We start from the raw sequence: 19,425 nt of genomic DNA, 5'->3' as shown, positions 1-19,425 counted from the left end.
GCGAGGATTCTCGCAAAGACGATTTTCTCGATCATCATTCAGGTGGATGAAAATCGGGAAATAACAGGGCATGAAATGCAAATAACCTGTGTTAGCCTGAAAAAAATTCGGTATTCGAAGCAATATCGTCAGACAAAATCAGAATACGAAGATCGCGAAGCGACGGGGTGAACACATGCAACGAGACCAACTCATCGGGGACCTCTATGAGGCCGCGCTGCATCCGGACGGTTTTCTGGAAGTTTTTCACCGGGTATCCGAATCGCTCGGCGCAGACGTATTTCACATGTTCAGTTGGGACGTCGCGCGCAATGCCCCGAAATTCTCGATCTATTCGCCGCGCGCGGAATTCGACGAGATCATCGCGCTCTACGATCAGTATTACGGCGCGCTCGATCCGCGCCGCGGCTTCGTCGAAAACGCACCGCTCGGCGAATTCGTTTGTTGTCAGGATCATCTGACCGAGCGCGACGTCGAACGCAGCGAGTTCTTCCAGGACTATCAGATTCCGTCTGGATTTCGCTACCTGATGGGGATTCGCTTCGCGCGCCCCGGCAGCGACAACATTCTGCTCGGGTTACTGCGCGCGCACGGCCGCACACCCTATTCTTCAGAAGAACGCGCGACCCTGACCGGTATGGCCGGGCATCTGCAGCGCTCGATCAACCTGTGGCAAGACGCGCGAGTGCTGCATCGCGACGCCACGCTCGGCGCCGAACTGATGGAGGAGCTGGGCCTCGCCGTCTTTGCGCTGGACCGGCACGCGCGCGTCCAGTTCGTCAACCGGGCGGCCGAGTCGATGCTGCGCGCCACCACCTGCCTCAAGCTCGAGAACGGGCACCTGAGCGCGACGAGCGCGCCCCAGAACGAGGCGCTCAAGGCGGCGTTGGCGCGCGTCGCGAAGACCCGCAAGAGCGAGAGCCTTGCCCTGTCCGGCACGTTGGCCGCGGCGCACGAGATTTTTCTCGGCATCGCGGCATTGTCCGGACAGGCGCTCCATGCCACGTTCGGCGATGCGACGATACTGATCACGGTCAGGCGACGCAGCGGCGCCCCGCTCGTCGTCGCACAACAGCTGCGGCAATCGTTCGGCTTGTCGAGCGCCGAAGCCGCGGTCGCGGAAGCGTTGATCAGCGGCAAGACGCCCGACGAATGTGCGGCGAGCGCCGGCGTGTCGCTTGCGACGGTTCGCAGCCAGTTGCGTGCGATCTATGAAAAGACCCACTCGCGGAATCAGGCTGAAGCGGTCGGTCGGATGCTGTGGGTCCTACCGCAACACAAGCTCACGAATTGATACGTCGAAAACGGCGAGCGGGGCAGCGGTCAAAACGCTTTGGCATTTTTTAAGACGGGTGCACTTTGCCGGTCTCGGGAAAAGCGTCCGTTACGAAAATTCCCGGAAAAACCGTCTTTGGAAGATTCCGATCGCCGCCAGTGCATCTCGTGCAGAAAGTGGCGAGAGACAGCGCATGGGCGTGACGCTTGTCGGTGGAGGACATCCGCGTTCCTTGAGCAGGATCTTGGCTGAACCCGATGAGAATTCGTCGGAACTCGGTGGTGCTGCTCAATCATTGGCGGCTATACGATGGACGCGATACTTCCTCGTCCCATGCAATTTGCATGGTTCGTTAGCCCCGGCAAGTTTCACGGCCATTGTCGGGGCCCTTTTTGATTTCAGTTCCTGTCCCATTCGCTCGCCGACGCGGCCATGCCGACCTCCGATCGGCTGTCGCGGAGCGCGACGGCGAGACGGCTGGCGCACGACTGGATCGGCCCGCATCCAGCGTACGCTCCGCCGCGCCGCCGCCCTTGCTCCGGCCCGCCACACCAATCGACACGCAATGGAGGCACGAACAATGGCGAGCTATTCAATCGGAGGGGATATTCCCTTCCCGACATAGCAGGCAATCGCCTCCAGCATGCCGAGGTCGAGGTCTTGCACGCGGTCGGCACCGAAATAGGTCAGCCAGTTGTGCGCAAGCTCCGTCTGCGTTGTCGTGTGCCCGGTGGCGGCAAGGGCATACAGGTTTTCCAGTGCTGAACGCTGATCCATGTCTTCTCCGTGGATGCCGATGTTCGGAACGTTGCCGGCCGCTCTCGGTATCAGGACGCCGTCAGACGGCTTCCAGGGCGAGGGCGATGCCCTGACCGCCGCCAATGCACAAAGTCACGATGCCGCGCTTCACGCCATCACGACGCATCGAATGCGCAAGACGGGCCGTCAAGACGGCACCGGTCGCACCAATGGCATGACCGTGCGCGATCGCTCCGCCTTCGACATTCACCCGCTGCTCGTCGATGCCGAGTTCCCGAATGACCGCGATCGGCACGGCAGCAAAAGCCTCGTTGATCTCGAAACGCTCCACGTCGTTCAACGACCATCCGGCGCGCGCGAGCGCCATCTTGACTGCCGGCACGGGCCCGAGTCCGAACATGCCTGGCTCGACCGCACCCACGCCGTAGGAAACGAGCGTTGCGATCGGCTCGATTCCACGTGCCTCGGCATACTGTCGCTCCGCCACGACCATCGCCGCCGCACCGCTGTTCAATCCCGGCGCATTGCCGGCCGTGATGGTGCCGTCGGACCGGAACGCGGGTTTCAATTTGGCAAGCGACTCGATCGTCGTGTCCGGTCGCACCTGCTCGTCGCGCTCGAATCTGACGGGTTGTTTCCGCCCCTCGATATCGACCGCGACAAGCTCGGCGTCGAACGCCCCGCGCCCTTGAGCCTGCGCGAAGCGCTTCTGCGAACGTTCCGCCCAACGGTCCTGCTGCTCGCGCGTCATTCCCATCCTCGCAACGAGATCTTCCGTATGCCATCCGGAATGGCGGTTGGAAAACGCGTCGACGAGGCCGTCCGCGAGCATGCTGTCGACGATCTCGGCATTCCCCATGCGATGACCCCATCGACCACTTTCCAGCAGATACGGGGCACGGTCCATGTTTTCCATGCCACCCGCCACCGCGACCTCACCGAATCCAAGCCAGATTTCCTGGGCCGCACTCACGATGGCCTGAGCACCCGAGCCGCACACGCGATTCACCGTCAGCGCAGGCACGTCCACCGGAATGCCGCCCCCGACGGCTGCCTGACGCGCGGGATTCATCTTGTTGCCGGCCTGAATGACGTTGCCCATCACGACCGAAGCCAACGCTGCCGGATCGACCTTGCTGCGGCGGACCGCTTCGCGCACTGCGACTGCGCCCAGCGCCGTCGCGGCAACGTCCTTCAACGCACCGCCAAACGCCCCGATGGGCGTTCTTACAGGACTGCAGATCACTACTTGTCGAGCAACCATTTCAACACTCCATTCAAAGTTCAGTTCCGCGTGAACGGACGCCACCGTACCGGCGCGACCTGCCTGCCGAAAGGCATGCGACTACGCACTACGTGCCGGCGACCACCTCGCGACCCACGGGCTGCCTGCGTGCGGGGCAGGCACCGCAGGGATCGCGTCAGATCGACACCATTTCGAAATCTTCCTTGCCGACGCCGCACTCCGGACACTTCCATTTCGCGGGAATGTCTTCCCAGCGCGTACCCGGCGCAATGCCGTCGTCCGGCGCACCGTTTTCTTCCGAGTAAATCCAGCCGCACACCAGACACATCAATGTGCGCATCTCCGTTGCTGTCGTGCTCATCTCGCCAACTCTCCAAAATTCGACATCTGTCGCGTCACAAATTCGCGCACCTGCTCGCGTACCCTCGCATCCGACAGGATCCGCCCATGCCCCGTGCCCGGCGCCGGCCACAGGGTCGCGTCGGGCAGCCCCGCCACGACCCGCTGTGCCTCGCAGTACGGCACGACGGGATCGGCCGGATCGTGCACGACCAGCACCGGGACATCGAGCGACGCGCCGCGCGCGAGAATGTCCCAGTGGCTGACCGGCACGCCGTTGCGGAGCTGCAGCTCCGCATAGATGCGCTCGACCACCGGACGCGGGAACGCCATGTCGCGGCTCGCCCAGCGCTCCAGCACCTCGGTCAGCGCGCCCGTCGGCGCGAGCAGCACGATGCAGCGCAACGACGCACGGCGCGAGCGCTCCGCGAGCGCCGAGATCGCCGCGATCGACCCGAGCGAATGCGCGATCACCACTTGCGCGCCTTCGATCGCATCCAGCACCGCGCCCGTCGCCCGGGTGAACTGCGTCATCGTCGTATGCTTGCCCGGCGAACGGCCGTGCGCCGGTGCGTCGAACGTCGCCACCGAGAAGCCCAGCGCCTGCATCGGCTTCACGAAGCCCAGCATGCTGCTGCTGTCGGTGCCCCAGCCGTGCACGAGCAGCGCCCGCGCCGCGCCGCCCTCCCAGTAATACGCCCGGTCGAGGTCCGCATTGCCCTCGATCGGCGTCACCTTCGCGCCGAGCGGTACACGATCGCTGACAGGCAGCCCGTAGCCGCGCGTGAAGCCGAACGCGTCTGCCGCGCGCCGCCCCGCGGCGCGCGGCGCGAAGGTGTTCAGCAACCGGAACGCGCGACGGCCGAGCCGCACGCGCAACGATGGCGCCTTCGCCGTCCGCCGTATGATCGGCGAGACTTCGGTGTCCTTCACGCTCGCCATCACCGGCCCTCCGTCGCCGCGCGCGCGCCGACGGGCACTGCCTCCCGGGACAGGCTCCGGTAGTAGCCCGACTCGGTGTCGTAGAAGTGGCAGTGACGGATCACGTGCCACAGATCGCCGAACGTGAAGTCCTTTTCGCGGATCATCCCCGGAAACGCTTCCTTGAGCGCCGCCTGCGCCTTCGGCAGGTTGTAGAACGGCACGATCGGCGCGACGTGGTGCGCCGTGTGCACCGAAATGTTGTGAGTCATGAAGTGCAGCCACTTCGGATACCGGTAGTCGGTCGTCACCAGCAGGCGACTCGCGTTCGGCGTCCAGTGCTGCGAGGGCAGGAACGGGATGTCGTCCGACGTGTGGTGCATCAGCGTCGTGGCGCTGAACCACGCATGAATCATGAGCCATGGCGCGACGAAGTACAGGAACAGGCCCGTGATGCCGGTGAAGTAGATCAGCGCCGGGAAATAGAGCGCCGACACGATCGCCACGAAGCCGATCGAGCGCTTCACGTCGCGTCGCATCTCGCGCTTCGGATAGAAGCCGGGACGGAAGCCCGATTCCTTCCAGTAGCTCACCGTGCCCACCCAGAACAGCCACTTGCGGGTACCGGCGTACTCGAGGCGCTTGAGCAGCGACATGCGGTCGTAAAGCGGCGCGGGAATCGGCCGCCAGTCGGTGTCGAGCTCGAGGTTGTTGGTGTTCGCGTGGTGCAGGTTGTGCGTGTGGCGCCAGGCGTGGAACGGATACAGCAGCGGCAGAAGCGACAGGTGCCCGATCACCAGGTTGAACCGACGCGAGCGGGAGAACGAGTTGTGCCCGCAATCGTGCGCGATGCAATGCAATCCCCAGCCGCCCAGACCTGCGACGAGCCACAACGGAATGTAGAGCAGCCAGTGCGGCGCATACGCAATGCCGACGATCGCCCCGATGTACGCCGCATAGCTCACCACGAAGCCGAGAACGCCGCGCCACGCACGCGGCTCGTACAGCGACTTCGGGATCGCGTCGGTCAGCCGCACGCCCTCGAGCGCCTTGGACTTCTGCAGGAATTCGTCGAAACGCGCGGGCGGCGCGCTCGGAACGGTGTAAGTTTTCGCCATGTCGATCTCCCGCTTATGCAGCCTGCAGACCGAGCTCGGTCGAGAGGTGGTGCGCCAACTCGTTGATGCTGTTGTATTCGAACAGCAGCGCCGGGGACAGCCGCTGCTCGACGACCTTCTCCAGATCGCCCGACACCTGCACCGCGACGATCGAATCGAGCCCGTACTCGTCGAAGCGCTTGGCGGGATCGATGGCCGCCCGGTCCACCTTCAACTGCTTGGCGAGCCGGTCGACCAGCCAGCTGCGGATCGACGCTTCCGTCAGCGGGCCGACGTCGGCGGCCACCGCTTTCTTGCGGCCGAACAGGCCGCCCAGGAATCCAGCTTCAGACATGATGAATGATCCTTCTATACAAGGGTGTTGAACGAAATCACGACGGCAACTTTCAATACGGTTTCTTGGCGAGCTTGCGGATCGCCTCCGGCCCCGGCAAGCGCAGGTCCCAGACGACGCCCGCCTTGCCGAGCGTCCAGAGCACCCACGCGCTGAGATCCGGCTCGTACCACTTCACCGAGTGGCGATACGACGCGGGGAACGCGTGGTGGTTGTTCTGCAGGCCTTCGCCGAACGTGAGCACGGCGACCGTCCAGTTGTTCGCGCTGTTGTCGTCGGTCTTGAACGGCCGTCCGCCGAACATGTGGCAAATCGAACCCACGCACCAGGCAGCCTGATTGGCCAGGAATATTCGCGCGAAGCCGCCGAACAGCAGGCCGTTCCACGCGCCGTGCCAGGAGCCGCTGACGGCGCCGCCGATCGCGGCGGGCAGCACGAGGCCGAGCACGATCCACCAGGCGTAGGTGCGGTGATAGAAAAACAGGCGGCGATCGCGCAACACGTCCGGGGCAAAGAACGTCCAGCCCGATACGTCCGGGGCCAGCATCCACGGCATGTGCGCATACCAGAGGCCGCGCAGCTTCGCGAACAGGCCCGCGCTGGCCTGGTTCGGCGAATGCGGATCGCCTTTCTGGTCGCTGTACAGGTGATGGCGGCGATGCGTCGTCACCCAGAACATGATCGGTCCTTGCGCAGCCATCGAACCGCAGATCAGCAGCAGCCCCTCGAACCACTTCGATGTCCGGAACGTCTTGTGCGCAAGATACCGATGGAAACCCATCGTGATCCCGCCCATGTGCAGAAAATAGAACACCGCGAACAGCACGAGATCGGTGACGGCGAAGTCGCCCAGCGCGAGTTGACGCACCGCCAGCGCGAACCCGGCAAGCGGCACCAGCATCACGGCCAGGGCGGTATAGCGTTTGACGCGAGCTCCACTGCCCTTTAGCGGCGAAACGCCGGGGATCTGCCCGTCGGCGGCCGACAGCCCGCCCGCGGCAGTCACGCCGGGTGCAACCTGAATCGATGAATTCATAGGATTCTCCAAACGCTAATGAGGATTACGGCGAGATTGACGGAGCCGCAGCGCCGCGCTTCGGGGCATAGCGCACCTCCGTGACAAGACCCAGCGCGTCGAGCAGGCGGATGATCCACGCGGAGGGATCGAGCTGCCAGAACGCGTGATCGTTGTTGGCGAAGGCCGGCTGCGCATGATGGTTGTTGTGCCATGCGCCGCCCACCGAAACGATCGCGAGCAGGCCCAGGTTGCGGCTGTGGTCGCGCGTCGCGTGCGGACGGGTGCCGATGGTGTGGCACAGCGAATTGACGGCCCAGGTCGACTGATCGAGCAGGAAGATCCGCGCGAGTCCGCCCCACAGGAAGCCGCCGGAGGCCCCGAGCCAGGCCTGCCCGGCGGGTGCGAGCAACGCGCCGGCGAGCGCGGGAATCGCGAGGCCGAGCAGCACCCACCACCCGTAGCGCAGATTGAGATTGACGATCAGGCGGTCGCGCAGCAGGTCCGCGGCATACGCGCTCCAGTTCTCGCGGCGCACCGTGAACAGCCAGCCCACGTGGCCGTGCCAAAGTCCCGCGAACCGGCTCAGCTTGCCGTGCCGGTTCGCGCGCGGGCGCGGCGAATGAGGATCGCCGTCCTGATCGGTGAACGCGTGATGCATCCGATGCGTGGCCGCCCAGAACAGGATCGGCCCCTGGGCGGCCATGCTGCCGAGCACGCCGAGCATCACGGTGACGGCCGGTCGCCCCTTGAACGAGCGGTGCGAGAAATACCGGTGCATGCCGGTTTCGACGCCGATCGCGGTCGAGAAATACATGACCGCCAGCAGCACGAAGTCGGTTGCGCGCACCCCGTATATCCACGTGTAGGCAATCGCCAGTGCGAAACCGAGCGCGGGTATGCCCACGGTCAGATAAGCGAGCCGGCGTGCGCGCACGTCGGTGTCGGCTTGCGCCGCAGAAGCGGCCGCCGGTGTTCGCGAAGACAAAGAATCCGCTTCAGCCATGACTGACTCCGAAGAAAGACAGCGACAATGAAAATCGAGGATGCAGTTCGTGCGAACCGCTTACGCGCGCGCCTCGAGCATGCTCAAGCTGCCTTGCAGGAACGCTTGCTTGCACGCTTGCCGGCGCACCTTGCCGCTCGTGGTGAGCGGAATCGCGCCGGTCGGCCCAAGGTGCACCACCGTCGGCGCAACCCCGTGGTCGCGCGTGACCGCCAGCGTGATCGCTGCTCGCACCTCGCGCATTTGCTCCGGATTCAGACGGCGCGAGCGCTTGAGCTCCGCGACGATGACGAGCGACTCCCTGGCGCCGCCGTCGATCGAAAACGCCACCACGCCGTTCGTGCGAATCGCCTCGTGCGCCGATTGCACCGACTCCTCGATGTCGGTCGGATAGAGATTGCGTCCGGCGACGATCACGACGTCCTTGATCCGGCCCGTCACGAACAGCTCGCCGCGCTCCAGAAAGCCGAGGTCCCCGGTGCGCAGGTAACGGTCCGAATCGTCGTCGCCGTCTCCGTCGCCGATCGTCGCCGCGAAGATGTCGTCGCTGTCCGCGCGGTTCAGATAGCCGGCTGCGACGTTCGGGCCGCTGAACCAGATTTCGCCGATCGCCCGCTCCGGCAGCACGCGCTTCGTCTCAGGATCGACGATCAGCAGTCGATGGCCGACCGCCACCGGCCCGCAGCCGACCAGCGTGGTGCGTGCGCGCACGTCGGATTCCGGGTTGTGCGGCATGCACAGGCCGCGAGCAAGCGCATCCTTGTCGACCTCGATCAGCGTGACCGGCGAACGGCCCACTTTGCCGGATACGTAGAGCGTCGCCTCCGCCATTCCGTAGCAGGGCACCACGGCACGGCGCTCGAAGCCGTGCCGGCCGAAGCGCGCGAAGAAGCGTTCGAGCGTCGCGTGGTTCACCGGCTCGGCGCCGCAGAATACGTGCTGCAGCGAGCCGAGATCGAGCGTGGCCGCTTCTTCTTCGCTGATGTTGTCGACGCACAGGTCGAACGCGAAATTCGGTGCGACGCTCGTGGTCACGCGGTAGTCGGTGATCGCCTTGAGCCAGCGATACGGACGCTGGACGAAATGCTGCGGCGACAGGATCACGAGCGGAAAGCCGCTGAACACCGCAAGCAGCAGCGCGCCCATCAACCCCATGTCGTGATACGGCGGCAGCCACGTGCAGCCGACGCGGTCCTGATCGATGCCGAGCCGTTCGGCGATCACCGCGCAGTTGCTGACGAGATTCTCGTGCGTGACGACCACGCCCTTGGGCTCGCCCGTCGATCCCGACGTGTACTGGAGCAGCGCTGGCCGATCCAGGCCGACACCCTGCTCCGGCAGGTTCCGGACGTCGTCCGCCGATGCTTCGATATCGTCGAAGGCGCTTTCGTCGATCGTCAGCAACGCAGGCGCGGCACGCTGGCCGCCGTAGAGCGCGTCGAGCTGTGGCTGCAGCGAGCGGTGAAGCTTGCCGGCAATGACCACATCGGGATCGGCGTCGCGACAGATCGATGCGAAGCGTGCAACCGCGCGAGAGCCGACAGGCGGAAACGAAGGCACCGCGGTGGCGCCCGCCAGCAGGATCCCGAACAGCGCGGCGACGTAACTCAGACCGGGTTCGAGCAGCAGCAGAACGCGCCGTTCGTGCAGCGCGTGCTGCAGCACCCTGTCGCGCATCTGGATGGCAGCGGCGGCGAGCTGGCCATATGACCAGCTCACGACATCGTCCTCGCCGTCGCGAAGAAAATGGAATGCGATCCGCTCCGGCGTTTGCTCGGCACGCTCTCGAAGAATATCGAGCAGAGACAAGGTCCTGCGCTCCGCCGGCAGGGCAGAGGGGGAAAAGCTACCGGCCATCATGAGACCCTCGGATTGTCAGTTTTGTTTTGATGAAAATTTCATGCGCGAACAGGCACTGAACGCCACGCGGCCATCAGTGCGCCGCCGCGGGGGCAAGCGCTCTCGGTCGCGTATCCACCGGCGCGCCCGAGATGCGGTGGCCAGGTCGAGCGCAATCCGCAGGTAGCAAACGGCATGTAATCCGGCCAGGCGCACTATCGCGTTACCTGTTATCGCGACCGTCAGCGCCACGCCGAACACCGCCCCCATCTGGCGTATCGCCTGGTTCACGGCAGAGCCCACGCCGAATCGCGCCGGCGGCAGATGCGCAACGGCGGCCGCCGACAGCGAAGGCGTGACCATGCCCACAGCCAGCCCGGTGCGCATTGCCCCCCGGAAGCCACGCGTGCACATAGTCAGGATCGCCCCGGGCACCAGCGCGAACCAGATGCCCGCCGCCGTGGATATCAGGCTCCGGTCACCAGCAGACGAGGAACTCCGCCCCACTTGCGATACGGAAAACCGGCCACCGCGAGATGGCACTCGACTGCGCGTGCAAAGCCGGCGTGCGGCGTCCGTTCAGGTACTTTCGCCAAGCTGAGGCGGCGTCACGCCGTCGCCCGATTCGGATTCGAAATACGACGCATCGAGAAACGGGAGCGTTCGCGCCCGCATCCGCGCTTGAAACAGCGCAACGACGGGCCAAGGACGCATCGCCATTGCCATGACCTTGGCATTCCGGGCATCTTCCCAGTGGATGACGTTCGCCACTTCCAGCGGCAACCCGCCGACCTCCCCTGTCCAGAGGCTCAGCGTCGTGGCACCGGCCGACAGACGCGGCCCGCTCGCGCGGCCCCCGTAGACCGCGATCGAGTGGCCGCAAACGCGTTCGACGTCGGCGCGGCCACGAATCGGCTTGCAGGCCACCGGACTGGTCATAAACATCTCGTCGGCGAGGCCGAACGGCAACTTGGCGTCCAGTACTTCGTCGTCGGGTATCGGCGGCAACGCGGTATCGATCTCCGGCGGCAGCGTCCACGCGTCGGCGTCGACGAGATCGCGACTCGCGTCGTACAGCGCCCGGCGAACCGGCGCGGGAAACGAGCCGAGGAAGATGTCGACCTGTACGCGTTTGCCTGACCGGCGCGCCACCGTCACGCCGCGAATCTGGCGGTCCTTGAAGCGGCCGTGCCATTCGCGCGCGCCGATATCGGCGCCGCTCCACGCATGTTTCGGCTCGACCTCGGAGAAGATGCTCCCGGCCGCAGCCGCGAGGCGCTCGACCCGGCCGCGACCGACGATTTCTCCGAACGTCATCGGATGCCGCAAACCCACCTCGTCCTGCTCCGACGTCTCGAGTTCGCGCAGCAACTCGTCGACATAGAGACCGGCGTGTCCTTGGTGATTCATCGTCGTTTCCTTCCCCGTCATCGTCGTTTGTGCGTCTGCATGCGGCAGGCTTGCCGTCTCGCCCTGCGTCATACGGCCGCCCGAATGGATGCGTTCGCGCCCATTCGCTCCAATATCCGCCGCGCGGCAAACGCCGGTCGATCGAGCTGGATGTCGATCATCGGCGCCGTCGGGCTCCAGTTCGCCTGAAGGCTTTCCGCGACGTCCTTGTCCTCCATGACCGTCGCGAACACTTCCTTCGCGGTGAATTCGGTAAACCGATGGTTGTCGACGTCGAAATCGCGGTGCATGCCCACGAAGACATGAGTCGTGCCGTCCGTGGCGGGCGTGAAGATCGTCGTCGTGTAGACGTGGAAGACCTGGCCGCTGGCATCGTCACAGGCGTGGGCCCTCGTTTCGACCCGCGTGTTGCCGATGGGCCAGTAAACGACCTCCTGGAAGCGGTCGATGTAGTCGAGCTTCAGGATATGGGTGTAGAGCGGCGGCGTCTTCTCGCGGCGCAGGTAGCGGCGCACGCGCACTTCGTCGTCGTTGATCACGATTTCGGGCGGCGTCTCGACGATGTCGAGCGAACCCAGCGTCTTCGCGTGCACGAACGCGGCGTGCGAGATGTCGAGAATGTTGTCGATGCCGAACAGGTAGCTACAGGCGATGGTGCAGTAGCTCATCGTCCCCGCAAGCTCGGGTGCCGAACACACCCAATGGTTCGGGATCGTCGCCTCGTCGGCCTGGTTCGGCTCGCCGGCCCACAGCCAGATCAAGCCGTATTTCTCGACAGCAGGGAACGTCCGCACGCGTGCGCCCTTCGGGATCGTGCTCTGGCTCGGAATACTGACGCACACGCCCGAGCAGTCGTACCTGAGCCCGTGGTACCAGCACTGGATCTCGTCGCCGACAACGCGCCCCCGGGACAACGGAACCTGTCGATGCGGGCATCGATCCTCAAGCGCGACGATATGGTTCGCCGACGTACGGTACATGACGATCTTCTGGTTCAGGATCGTCCGGGCAAAGGGCTCCCTCTGGACTTCCGCGGAAAGTGCTGCTGCGTACCACGCATTCTCGATGAACATTGTTCCTCACTTTGCTACATGGGCGGCGTTGTGACACACCCGACGCGAACGCGAGCGGGCGTATGCCTTCTGGATCGTTTCTACTTGCGCACGACGGCGACCAACGCGTCTTCGTCCCGGGTCTCCGCCGTGGACGCTTCGCGATCGAGACGACCCTCTGCCATCTGCTCGAGGAAGTCGTCGGTCGCGGACTGCAGATTGACGCAGGGATACTGGAAGCGCCCCGTCGTATAACGCAGCGCGCCAAGGAACGACGGCTCGACCGGCGCGCCTGCCGCCTCGAGCAGCCCATGCGACGCCAGGTACGCGTGGAGCGCGGGCAACCGGTAACACGGCACCGCCGGATACTGGTGGTGTTCAAGATGGAAGTTGCTGCCGAAGAACAGCGCGGTATAGATCGGCGACGTATAGCTGCGACTATCGCGATATCGCCCCGGCACGGTATCCGTGTGCTCGATGTACGCGCGGATGGTGCTGAACACGTACACCCCGATATACGGAATCAGCATGACCGTGAAACCGAGCCACAACGAGCGATGCCAGATAAACCCGTAGGCCGTCACCGCGCATAGGTTCAGCGCGATGTTGATCCGGGAGATCCAGCGCATTTCGCGCTGGCTGAAGGGCAAACGCGTGTTCTCCGGCCAGGGCAGACCGGCCGCCATGCGCACGGCGTTCTTCGTGTAGATCCGCACGCCCCTGGAGCGCGCGAGAAAGAAGCGCGACCAGAAGGTGCGGTACTGCGAATAGATCTGGACATCCGGGTCGATGTCCTGACCGGTGAAGCGATGGTGCTTCCAGTGGGTCATGCTGAATCCCACGATCAGGAAGCCGGGCACCAGCGACGAGCAGATGAGCGACAGCGCGGCGCTCACGTACTTGTTACGATGCAGGTTCGTGTGCATCCCCTCATGCCCGACGAAGGTCAGCAGGTGCATGCCGTGCCCGCCGATCAAGCCCAGGACGATCGCCATCGCGATACGGGCTGGCGTCGACGCCGGTATATCGACGATGGCGAACGCCACCGCGGCCGGGATCAGGAAGAATGCGAGCGCGTGCGCCAGATAGAGGATCGTGGCGACGGAACTGATCCGATGAAAGTGTCGCGGCAGCTTGAGCCGCGAGAATGCGACGTCGCTGTCCAACGGGGCTTCGATGGTCATAGCCTCTCTCCTCGGCTTACGCGGCGCAGGGCCGGTGATTGGCGGACGTGCGCCGCCACGGCTTGAAAGCCAGAACGCGCGTACCTGCGCGCCAGATGAATCGCGAGCGCGGCGCTCGCGCAGCTGGCACCTGCGATGACGGTGTCTAACACTGAAAGATTCCCTTTGGATAACGACTGGAACTCGGATTGCACATGACGCGACTCGCCATCGAACCGATGGAGCGCCGTCGGCGCCATGGCATGGCGCCGAAGGCCAACGATTCGTGATACTTACGAAATCAGGAGCGTGTTCGAACCAGGTGGGCGTGCAGTCAATGCGACCCTGCTGATCTATCCGGCGGGTAGCGTTTAAACAGCACCGATGCATTGACGCCGCCAAACCCGAACCCGTTGGACAGTGCGATCTCGACGGGAACGCGCCGTGCGGAAGGCCCGATCAGGTCAAGTCCGGCCGCGGCTTCGTCGGGGTGCTCGAGATTCAGCGTTCCGGGCAACACGCCATCCCGGAGCGCGAGAATGGAAAACGCCGCTTCGATGGCGCCCGCCGCCCCGAGCAAATGCCCGGTTGCCGACTTGGTCGAGGAAATCGCCGGGCCTGCGCCCACGCCGAAGACAGTCTTCAGCGCCTCGATTTCGCCGGCGTCGCCGACCGGCGTCGATGTCGCATGCGCATTGACGTAGTCGACCTGCTCCGGGGCGATTTCGCCCATCGCCAGGGCCAGCTTCATCGCTCGCATCGCGCCGGATCCGTCGTCGGGACCGGCGGTCATGTGATAGGCGTCCGCCGTGGTTCCGTACCCGATGATTTCCGCGATCGGTCGGGCGCCACGTGCGAGGGCATGGTCCAGGGACTCGACCACGAGCATGGCCGCTCCCTCGCCCATGACAAATCCGTCACGATCGCGGTCGAACGGGCGCGAAGCGCGAATCGGCTGATCGCCGAAGCCGGTCGACAACGCTCGCGCCGCCGCGAATCCGCCCAGGCTGACCTTGTCGAATGCGGCTTCGGCACCGCCCGCCAGCACGACATCGGCCTCACCGGTCCGGATCATGCGCATCGCGTCGCCGATCGCCTGCACGCTCGCCGCACAGGCCGTCACCGGACAGCCGAGGGGCCCACGGAACTGATGCTTGATCGAAATCTGGCCGGCCGCCAGATTCGAGAGAAAGAACGGAATGGTGAACGGCGACAACCGCCGCACGCCACGCGTCTCGCCGATCCTGACCGCCTCCGCCAGCCCGGGAAACCCACCGATGCCCGACGCTACGACCGTCGCTGTCCGCTCGCGCTGATGCTCGGCTTGCGGAGCCCATCCGGCTTCCGTGAGCGCCTCGTCTGCCGCAACCATCGCCATCTGGATGAAGCGGTCCATCTTCCTCAGTTCCTTGTTCGGCACCGAGAGTTCCGGATCGAAACCGCCGTCGGGATCGTCGGCCTTCCCCTGGACGGTCCCGCCGACCTTGGCGGACAGTTCACCGACGATGTCGTCACCGAGCCGGCGAAGCCCGGAGCCGCCTCCGATCAGGCGCTGCCACACCAATTCCTTACCGCAACCCAGCGGGGACACAATGCCAATACCGGTTACCACCACTCGAAGCGTCATTTCACCTTCCCCTCACGGACCAGGACCAGCTGACCCACATCGTTAAAGCCGTTCATCTTCAGGCACACCTTTAGTAATGCTGTATTGCGCCGAGCCACTTCAGGAGAGAGCCGGGGCCGCCCGACTCGCGGCGGACCCTGGACCTTCCCGATGCGCGTCGCGAATTCGCTGCGCTCGTCAGAACGCGTGCGACACATGCTCACTGCTCGACATGTTGAGCGGCACGTCGTACTCCAACGCGTCGAGGTTCAGCGCTGCGCGCGTTTGTTGATCTATCTCGATCCAGAACGGCAAGGTCGGCTTGCCTTCGATCATTTGCGGTGGCGCAGCGCGATGCACATTGACGCCCATGCGCTTCAGAAGCCGTTCGTTGCCGAGCACCGAGAATGCAATGAGACGGTCGGCGCCATGTGCATGCGCGACACGGACGATTTCGGACATCAGGGAGCGCGTGTTTTGCCACGATTCTTCCGCCGTCAACGGCTCGCCGCTCGGCATGCTCATCGCGAAGCGGGACAGTTCCCACACATTGCGCGTACTGGGAAGGGAGGCACCACCCATCAAATCCGGAAAAACCTCACCCAGCAGATAAGGCTCGTCGGTCGGCAACAACCGGCCGCAACCGACGATTTCGTCGCTGCGGTCGAAAGCGACGACATAAAGGGTGTCCGCGTGATCGAAGTCGTCAAATTCGATGCCATCGTCGGTGGGCAACGACCAGCCGAGTTCCTGTATGAAGACCTTATGCCGAAACTTCGCAAGTCGATACATCGTCTCGCGACTCAAATCAGCGCTTTTTCCCGACAATAAAGTCAGCATCGCGAATGCCCTCTCTCTTATCTTCAGAATTGTTAGGCGCGATTGGACCCGAAATTGAAAAGACAAAAAAGCTGCCCGAATGGGCAGGGGGGCAGGCGTCTGGACGAGACTCGTCGCGCCGAGTGCGACGGGACACTGCGACGGACAAACGGGGTTTTTTGGAATTCGACCGGCGATCGCTACGCGAGTCGGACGGAGGGACGATTTGGAGCGCGCTTGATCAGCGACGGCCCGAAGCAACCATCCCGAGCCACGGCGTCACGGCATAAATGATCGTAGCGGACATCGCGCCATTGCCAGTCCGATCAGGAAGATCAACGGAAATTGGCGGCGGCGCGGCACACAAGATTTGTCACGACGCGTAGGCCTTTTTAATCTAGTTATATTCACTGAACACGAAATCAGTGACCGGCGAAGATGGCCGATTCAAGTTCGCGTTGACGCGTTCCCGAGCACAGCCAGTTCTGGATCAACTCTTGGCTGTATTGCGCGCCGTAATCGTCACCGTTCATGTTGAGAAGCATGACGTTGCTGCTGACGTCGTCCTTCCCGACCTTCACCTCAGACTGGCCCACGGCCACATGCCATACGCAGCCTACGCTCACGGCCGGCCGCGTTTCGGTGCAGACCAGCTCGTAGTAGCCGGCATTGACGGCGCTAATGCCCTCGCCCCATAAGTCATGCAACAAGTTCAGGGTTTGCTGGCACATATGTTGATGGAAGCGCAGCGCGTAGAACGCGGGCAAAGTCAATCGTACGTATCCGTCGTTCAGTTTTTTAGGCATGTCCGTTCTCTCGATGTGGCACCTGTTAAAATTGATACCGCATAGTTTGGCAAGATTCGCGGCGACCGGCTAGGCGCACACCCTTCCAACACTCGTGGCATGCCTGCTTGTGATTTGTGATAGCCGGTAGATCACGCGCCTGTTTTTTACGAATATCACAATCACCCGGAGAACACCATCGCATTATCAAGATGACGTACGGCCCCGTGAGCGGTGATTGCCTGACGGTGCTCGATCATTGTGCAATTCCAGGATTTTCGGACTCGTCGCAATTTTCGGCATCGAAACCTGGCTGATGTACGAATACGCATGCCGACATGCAAATTCCCCAACTCAATCGATCAATGGCGAGCGCGGACGCCACCTCGAAATCCGCCGCCGGATAACAATTCAGCACCCGACACCATGCTTGCCGCTCGATATCTCAAATATTGACGACGATCCTTGAATAATTTATAAAAAATCGATCAGCGCACCAACCACGAAATACAGCCCCTTTAGGGACAAGATTGACCAAAAAGGTAATGATATGCAGGCCTGGAGAGAGAAGTATCTGAATGGATACGCCGAGGCAAAATCCGTGGCTGACGTGTTTCTGGAGTTCACGGCAGACGTGCGAGCACTTGGATTCGAGTACTGTTCGTTCGGTCTGCGCGTTCCGTTGCCGGTGAGTCATCCGCGGTTCATGCTGCAGTCCAACTATCCGGAGACGTGGGTCGAGCGCTATGTGAGCCAAAACTATTTTGCCGTCGATCCGACGGTCCGGCATGGGCTCAGTCACCTGACACCCCTGATCTGGCGCGCCGACAGCCAGACACAAAACGTCGAATTCTGGGACGAAGCGGAGCACTTCGGCTTGCGCCACGGCTGGTGCATGCCATCCATCAGCCGCACCGGGGCGATCGGACTCGTGACCATGGTGCGATCAGGCGAGCCGATCGAGGAGAGTGAACTCGCGGAAAAGGGATACCAGATGTCATGGCTCGCGAACACCGCCAATTGCGCAATGAGCATGCATCTGCTCGCGCAGCTTGCGCCCGAATATGCCGTCGAGTTGACGGCACGCGAGCGCGAGGCGTTGCAATGGTCCGCCGCGGGAAAAACCTACTCCGAGATTGGCAAGATCATGTCTGTCGACGAGCGGACCGTGAAATTTCACCTCGTCAATGCAATGCGCAAATTGAATTCGGCCAACAAGACCGAGGCCGCGGTCAAGGCGGCAATGCTGGGGCTCTTGTTCTGACGTCATTTGCTTCGTCGCTCACTCGCTGAATAGCGAAGCAGCGCGTTGGTCCTGCTCACGGGGGGGCAAGGCGCGTTACAACCGGTAGCCGACGCCAGGCGTTCGAGAATGTCGAGACCCTTGTCGAGCGCGGGTGCGCGATAGCAGTCGATAGCGTCGATCGAATCCGGCAAGTCGCAGCCCGATAGCAGGCTGCGGGTCGTTTGCGTCATCGGTGCGAGTACTGAAATTTCCGTCGATCAACTCACCGGGCCGACAGCGTGACCGCAATCTCCGCGGTCAGCGTTTCAGCGCCCGAGTTCGACTGGATGCAGGTGACCGGCGCGGCGCCGCAAGCGTCGATGCCAGTCGCCAGTTTCACATAGTGTTGGTCGGGACAGAGATTATTCGCCGGATCGAAGCCGATCCAACCGAGATGGTCGACGTAGACTTCAGCCCACGCATGATCAACTGCCCGGATTCCGTCGTCGTCGCCTATCAGATAGCCGGAAGTGAAGCGCGCGGGAATGCCGAGCCGACGGGCCACGGCGATGAATACATGAGCATGGTCGCGACAGGTCCCGTGGGAACTGATCCACGCAGCTTCTGCATCGGTGGCGTCGTCGCAATTCTCCGGCCCGGGTGCGAGACGATCGTGCACGATGTCCATCAACTCGTGTAGTTGCAGAAGACGGTTTTGCGTGCTCTTCAGGGCGGAAGCAAGCTCCATCAGCGAGTCCCCGGGACGCGTGAGAGGCGACTCGCGCAGGAACAGCCACGGATTCGTACGATCGTCTGCAGTGCCGATCACACCATCCTTGTTGTGCGTCTTCACTTCGCCGCGTGAAACGATGACGATCTCGTTGCGGTCGTTTGGGCGACACACAAGGTCGACATGGTTGCCGAATCCGTCGATGTACGACAATTCCGGCTGCATGTCGTTTGCAAGCAATTCCCAGTACCCGACCGTCTGACCGGGATTCGACGACGGTCGCAGTCGAAGGCGCTGCAATGCCAGCTGCAACGGCTCGTCGACGGTATAACGCAGGGTATGGGTGATCCCGATATGCATTGCAGTGCTCAATCGAAGTTGTAGGCCTGGGCGATTTCGAGCCCAAGTCGCTGGTTGCGCCGAATGAAGCCGGTCAGGAACTCGTGCAGGCCGTTCTTGAAGACTCGTTCGATCGTACTGTCGGAAAGCATCGTGAGCGTCTGTGCGGCGGTGCCGTGGCACGCGTGAGCGATGCCATGCTCTTTCACGAGCAAGTTGAGACTCGACATGACGCGTCCGTAGCAATAGCGCAGCGAGCGCGGCATGCGGCCGTTCAGGACCAGGTAGTCCGCGATGTTCAGCGGCTTGTACTGCACACCGTACACCCAGCGGTACGAGTTGTTTGCCTCGACCGACCGCAGGATCGATTCCCAGTGGTTGGTATCGAGGATCGTGCCCACGTGCGACACCGACGGCAGCAGCAGGTGGTATTTCACGTCGAG

Annotated in this window: 20 protein-coding genes and 1 pseudogene; 2 read left to right on the top strand and 19 right to left on the bottom strand. The window is 63.1% G+C overall.

Annotation, left to right across the window (positions count from 1 at the left end; translation table 11 throughout):
- Positions 1-175 precede the first annotated feature (175 nt).
- Positions 176-1,294 carry a helix-turn-helix transcriptional regulator gene (locus tag U4Z31_RS13315; protein WP_044847520.1) on the top strand — a complete coding sequence of 373 codons (1,119 nt, stop codon included), beginning with the start codon at positions 176-178 and terminating at the stop codon, positions 1,292-1,294.
- A 570-nt stretch (positions 1,295-1,864) separates the two neighbouring features.
- On the opposite strand, the gene U4Z31_RS13310 is transcribed toward U4Z31_RS13315, so the two are convergent.
- From U4Z31_RS13310 to U4Z31_RS13235, 16 genes are all read right to left on the bottom strand, one after another.
- Positions 1,865-2,053 (bottom strand): hypothetical protein, encoded by a 189-nt coding sequence (locus U4Z31_RS13310; RefSeq protein ID WP_321810557.1) that lies wholly within the window; start codon positions 2,051-2,053, stop codon positions 1,865-1,867.
- Positions 2,054-2,114: 61 nt separating this feature from the next.
- Entirely contained in the window at positions 2,115-3,299 is a 1,185-nt protein-coding gene (locus U4Z31_RS13305) for an acetyl-CoA C-acyltransferase (protein ID WP_321810556.1), read from the bottom strand.
- Positions 3,300-3,456: 157 nt separating this feature from the next.
- The gene (locus U4Z31_RS13300) at positions 3,457-3,642 is read right to left on the bottom strand and encodes a rubredoxin (RefSeq protein ID WP_124668497.1); all 186 of its coding nucleotides are present in this window, start codon (positions 3,640-3,642) and stop codon (positions 3,457-3,459) included.
- Entirely contained in the window at positions 3,639-4,562 is a 924-nt protein-coding gene (locus U4Z31_RS13295) for an alpha/beta fold hydrolase (RefSeq protein ID WP_321810555.1), read from the bottom strand. Before U4Z31_RS13295 ends, U4Z31_RS13300 begins: the two co-directional genes overlap by 4 nt.
- The gene (locus U4Z31_RS13290) at positions 4,562-5,659 is read right to left on the bottom strand and encodes a fatty acid desaturase (RefSeq protein ID WP_124668495.1); all 1,098 of its coding nucleotides are present in this window, start codon (positions 5,657-5,659) and stop codon (positions 4,562-4,564) included. The genes U4Z31_RS13295 and U4Z31_RS13290 overlap by 1 nt, the downstream gene beginning before the upstream one ends.
- Positions 5,660-5,672: 13 nt before the next feature.
- Complete coding sequence (locus U4Z31_RS13285; RefSeq protein ID WP_124668494.1) at positions 5,673-5,993, bottom strand: acyl carrier protein; 321 nt, start codon at positions 5,991-5,993, stop codon at positions 5,673-5,675.
- A 52-nt stretch (positions 5,994-6,045) separates the two neighbouring features.
- On the bottom strand, positions 6,046-7,029 hold the full coding sequence (locus tag U4Z31_RS13280) for an acyl-CoA desaturase (RefSeq protein WP_321810554.1): 984 nt from the start codon (positions 7,027-7,029) through the stop codon (positions 6,046-6,048).
- 25 nt (positions 7,030-7,054) lie between these two features.
- Positions 7,055-7,996 (bottom strand): acyl-CoA desaturase, encoded by a 942-nt coding sequence (locus U4Z31_RS13275; RefSeq protein WP_321810553.1) that lies wholly within the window; start codon positions 7,994-7,996, stop codon positions 7,055-7,057.
- Positions 7,997-8,074: 78 nt separating this feature from the next.
- On the bottom strand, positions 8,075-9,823 hold the full coding sequence (locus U4Z31_RS13270) for a fatty acyl-AMP ligase (protein ID WP_321810552.1): 1,749 nt from the start codon (positions 9,821-9,823) through the stop codon (positions 8,075-8,077).
- Positions 9,824-9,889: 66 nt separating this feature from the next.
- Entirely contained in the window at positions 9,890-10,216 is a 327-nt protein-coding gene (locus tag U4Z31_RS13265; protein ID WP_321810551.1) for a hypothetical protein, read from the bottom strand.
- Between the two features lie 216 nt (positions 10,217-10,432).
- Complete coding sequence (locus U4Z31_RS13260) at positions 10,433-11,263, bottom strand: hypothetical protein (RefSeq protein ID WP_321810550.1); 831 nt, start codon at positions 11,261-11,263, stop codon at positions 10,433-10,435.
- A gap of 68 nt (positions 11,264-11,331) precedes the next feature.
- Positions 11,332-12,336 carry an aromatic ring-hydroxylating dioxygenase subunit alpha gene (locus U4Z31_RS13255; RefSeq protein WP_321810549.1) on the bottom strand — a complete coding sequence of 335 codons (1,005 nt, stop codon included), beginning with the start codon at positions 12,334-12,336 and terminating at the stop codon, positions 11,332-11,334.
- 80 nt (positions 12,337-12,416) lie between these two features.
- Positions 12,417-13,499, bottom strand: coding sequence for a fatty acid desaturase (locus U4Z31_RS13250; protein WP_321810548.1), 1,083 nt, complete (start codon positions 13,497-13,499; stop codon positions 12,417-12,419).
- Positions 13,500-13,812: 313 nt separating this feature from the next.
- On the bottom strand, positions 13,813-15,105 hold the full coding sequence (gene fabF / locus U4Z31_RS13245; RefSeq protein ID WP_124668488.1) for a beta-ketoacyl-ACP synthase II: 1,293 nt from the start codon (positions 15,103-15,105) through the stop codon (positions 13,813-13,815).
- Between the two features lie 177 nt (positions 15,106-15,282).
- Positions 15,283-15,924: an acyl-homoserine-lactone synthase gene (locus U4Z31_RS13240; RefSeq protein ID WP_321810547.1), complete on the bottom strand. Its 642-nt coding sequence runs from the start codon at positions 15,922-15,924 to the stop codon at positions 15,283-15,285.
- Positions 15,925-16,325: 401 nt separating this feature from the next.
- Positions 16,326-16,709, bottom strand: coding sequence for a DUF4902 domain-containing protein (locus U4Z31_RS13235; RefSeq protein WP_321810546.1), 384 nt, complete (start codon positions 16,707-16,709; stop codon positions 16,326-16,328).
- A 529-nt stretch (positions 16,710-17,238) separates the two neighbouring features.
- Here U4Z31_RS13235 and U4Z31_RS13230 point away from each other — a divergent pair.
- Complete coding sequence (locus U4Z31_RS13230) at positions 17,239-17,952, top strand: LuxR family transcriptional regulator (RefSeq protein WP_321810545.1); 714 nt, start codon at positions 17,239-17,241, stop codon at positions 17,950-17,952.
- Positions 17,953-18,044: 92 nt separating this feature from the next.
- On the opposite strand, the pseudogene U4Z31_RS13225 reads toward U4Z31_RS13230, so the two are convergent.
- The 3 genes and pseudogenes from U4Z31_RS13225 to U4Z31_RS13215 form a co-directional block, all read right to left on the bottom strand.
- Positions 18,045-18,164, bottom strand: a pseudogene (locus U4Z31_RS13225) (IclR family transcriptional regulator); the annotation flags it as partial.
- Between the two features lie 32 nt (positions 18,165-18,196).
- The gene (locus U4Z31_RS13220; RefSeq protein WP_321810544.1) at positions 18,197-19,003 is read right to left on the bottom strand and encodes a transglutaminase family protein; all 807 of its coding nucleotides are present in this window, start codon (positions 19,001-19,003) and stop codon (positions 18,197-18,199) included.
- 8 nt (positions 19,004-19,011) lie between these two features.
- Positions 19,012-19,425: alpha-E domain-containing protein (locus tag U4Z31_RS13215; RefSeq protein WP_257774313.1), on the bottom strand; the 414-nt coding region annotated here is incomplete at its 5' end.

The sequence above is a fragment of the Burkholderia sp. BCC1985 genome, assembly GCF_905339915.1.
Taxonomy (GTDB): domain Bacteria; phylum Pseudomonadota; class Gammaproteobacteria; order Burkholderiales; family Burkholderiaceae; genus Burkholderia.
The sequence above is the reverse complement of the archived record's forward strand: the minus strand, read 5'-3'. Positions and strand labels throughout refer to the sequence as shown.

Coding starts and splice junctions, on each gene's coding strand:
- U4Z31_RS13300 (WP_124668497.1), bottom strand. CDS start 3,642: ATGAGCACGACAGCAACGGAGATGCGCACATTGATGTGTCTGGTGTGC.
- U4Z31_RS13310 (WP_321810557.1), bottom strand. CDS start 2,053: ATGGATCAGCGTTCAGCACTGGAAAACCTGTATGCCCTTGCCGCCACC.
- U4Z31_RS13315 (WP_044847520.1), top strand. CDS start 176: ATGCAACGAGACCAACTCATCGGGGACCTCTATGAGGCCGCGCTGCAT.
- U4Z31_RS13280 (WP_321810554.1), bottom strand. CDS start 7,029: ATGAATTCATCGATTCAGGTTGCACCCGGCGTGACTGCCGCGGGCGGG.
- U4Z31_RS13255 (WP_321810549.1), bottom strand. CDS start 12,336: ATGTTCATCGAGAATGCGTGGTACGCAGCAGCACTTTCCGCGGAAGTC.
- U4Z31_RS13250 (WP_321810548.1), bottom strand. CDS start 13,499: ATGACCATCGAAGCCCCGTTGGACAGCGACGTCGCATTCTCGCGGCTC.
- U4Z31_RS13265 (WP_321810551.1), bottom strand. CDS start 10,216: ATGGTCACGCCTTCGCTGTCGGCGGCCGCCGTTGCGCATCTGCCGCCG.
- U4Z31_RS13285 (WP_124668494.1), bottom strand. CDS start 5,993: ATGTCTGAAGCTGGATTCCTGGGCGGCCTGTTCGGCCGCAAGAAAGCG.
- U4Z31_RS13260 (WP_321810550.1), bottom strand. CDS start 11,263: ATGAATCACCAAGGACACGCCGGTCTCTATGTCGACGAGTTGCTGCGC.
- U4Z31_RS13220 (WP_321810544.1), bottom strand. CDS start 19,003: ATGCATATCGGGATCACCCATACCCTGCGTTATACCGTCGACGAGCCG.
- U4Z31_RS13230 (WP_321810545.1), top strand. CDS start 17,239: ATGCAGGCCTGGAGAGAGAAGTATCTGAATGGATACGCCGAGGCAAAA.
- U4Z31_RS13240 (WP_321810547.1), bottom strand. CDS start 15,924: ATGCTGACTTTATTGTCGGGAAAAAGCGCTGATTTGAGTCGCGAGACG.
- U4Z31_RS13295 (WP_321810555.1), bottom strand. CDS start 4,562: ATGGCGAGCGTGAAGGACACCGAAGTCTCGCCGATCATACGGCGGACG.
- U4Z31_RS13290 (WP_124668495.1), bottom strand. CDS start 5,659: ATGGCGAAAACTTACACCGTTCCGAGCGCGCCGCCCGCGCGTTTCGAC.
- fabF (WP_124668488.1), bottom strand. CDS start 15,105: ATGACGCTTCGAGTGGTGGTAACCGGTATTGGCATTGTGTCCCCGCTG.
- U4Z31_RS13305 (WP_321810556.1), bottom strand. CDS start 3,299: ATGGTTGCTCGACAAGTAGTGATCTGCAGTCCTGTAAGAACGCCCATC.
- U4Z31_RS13235 (WP_321810546.1), bottom strand. CDS start 16,709: ATGCCTAAAAAACTGAACGACGGATACGTACGATTGACTTTGCCCGCG.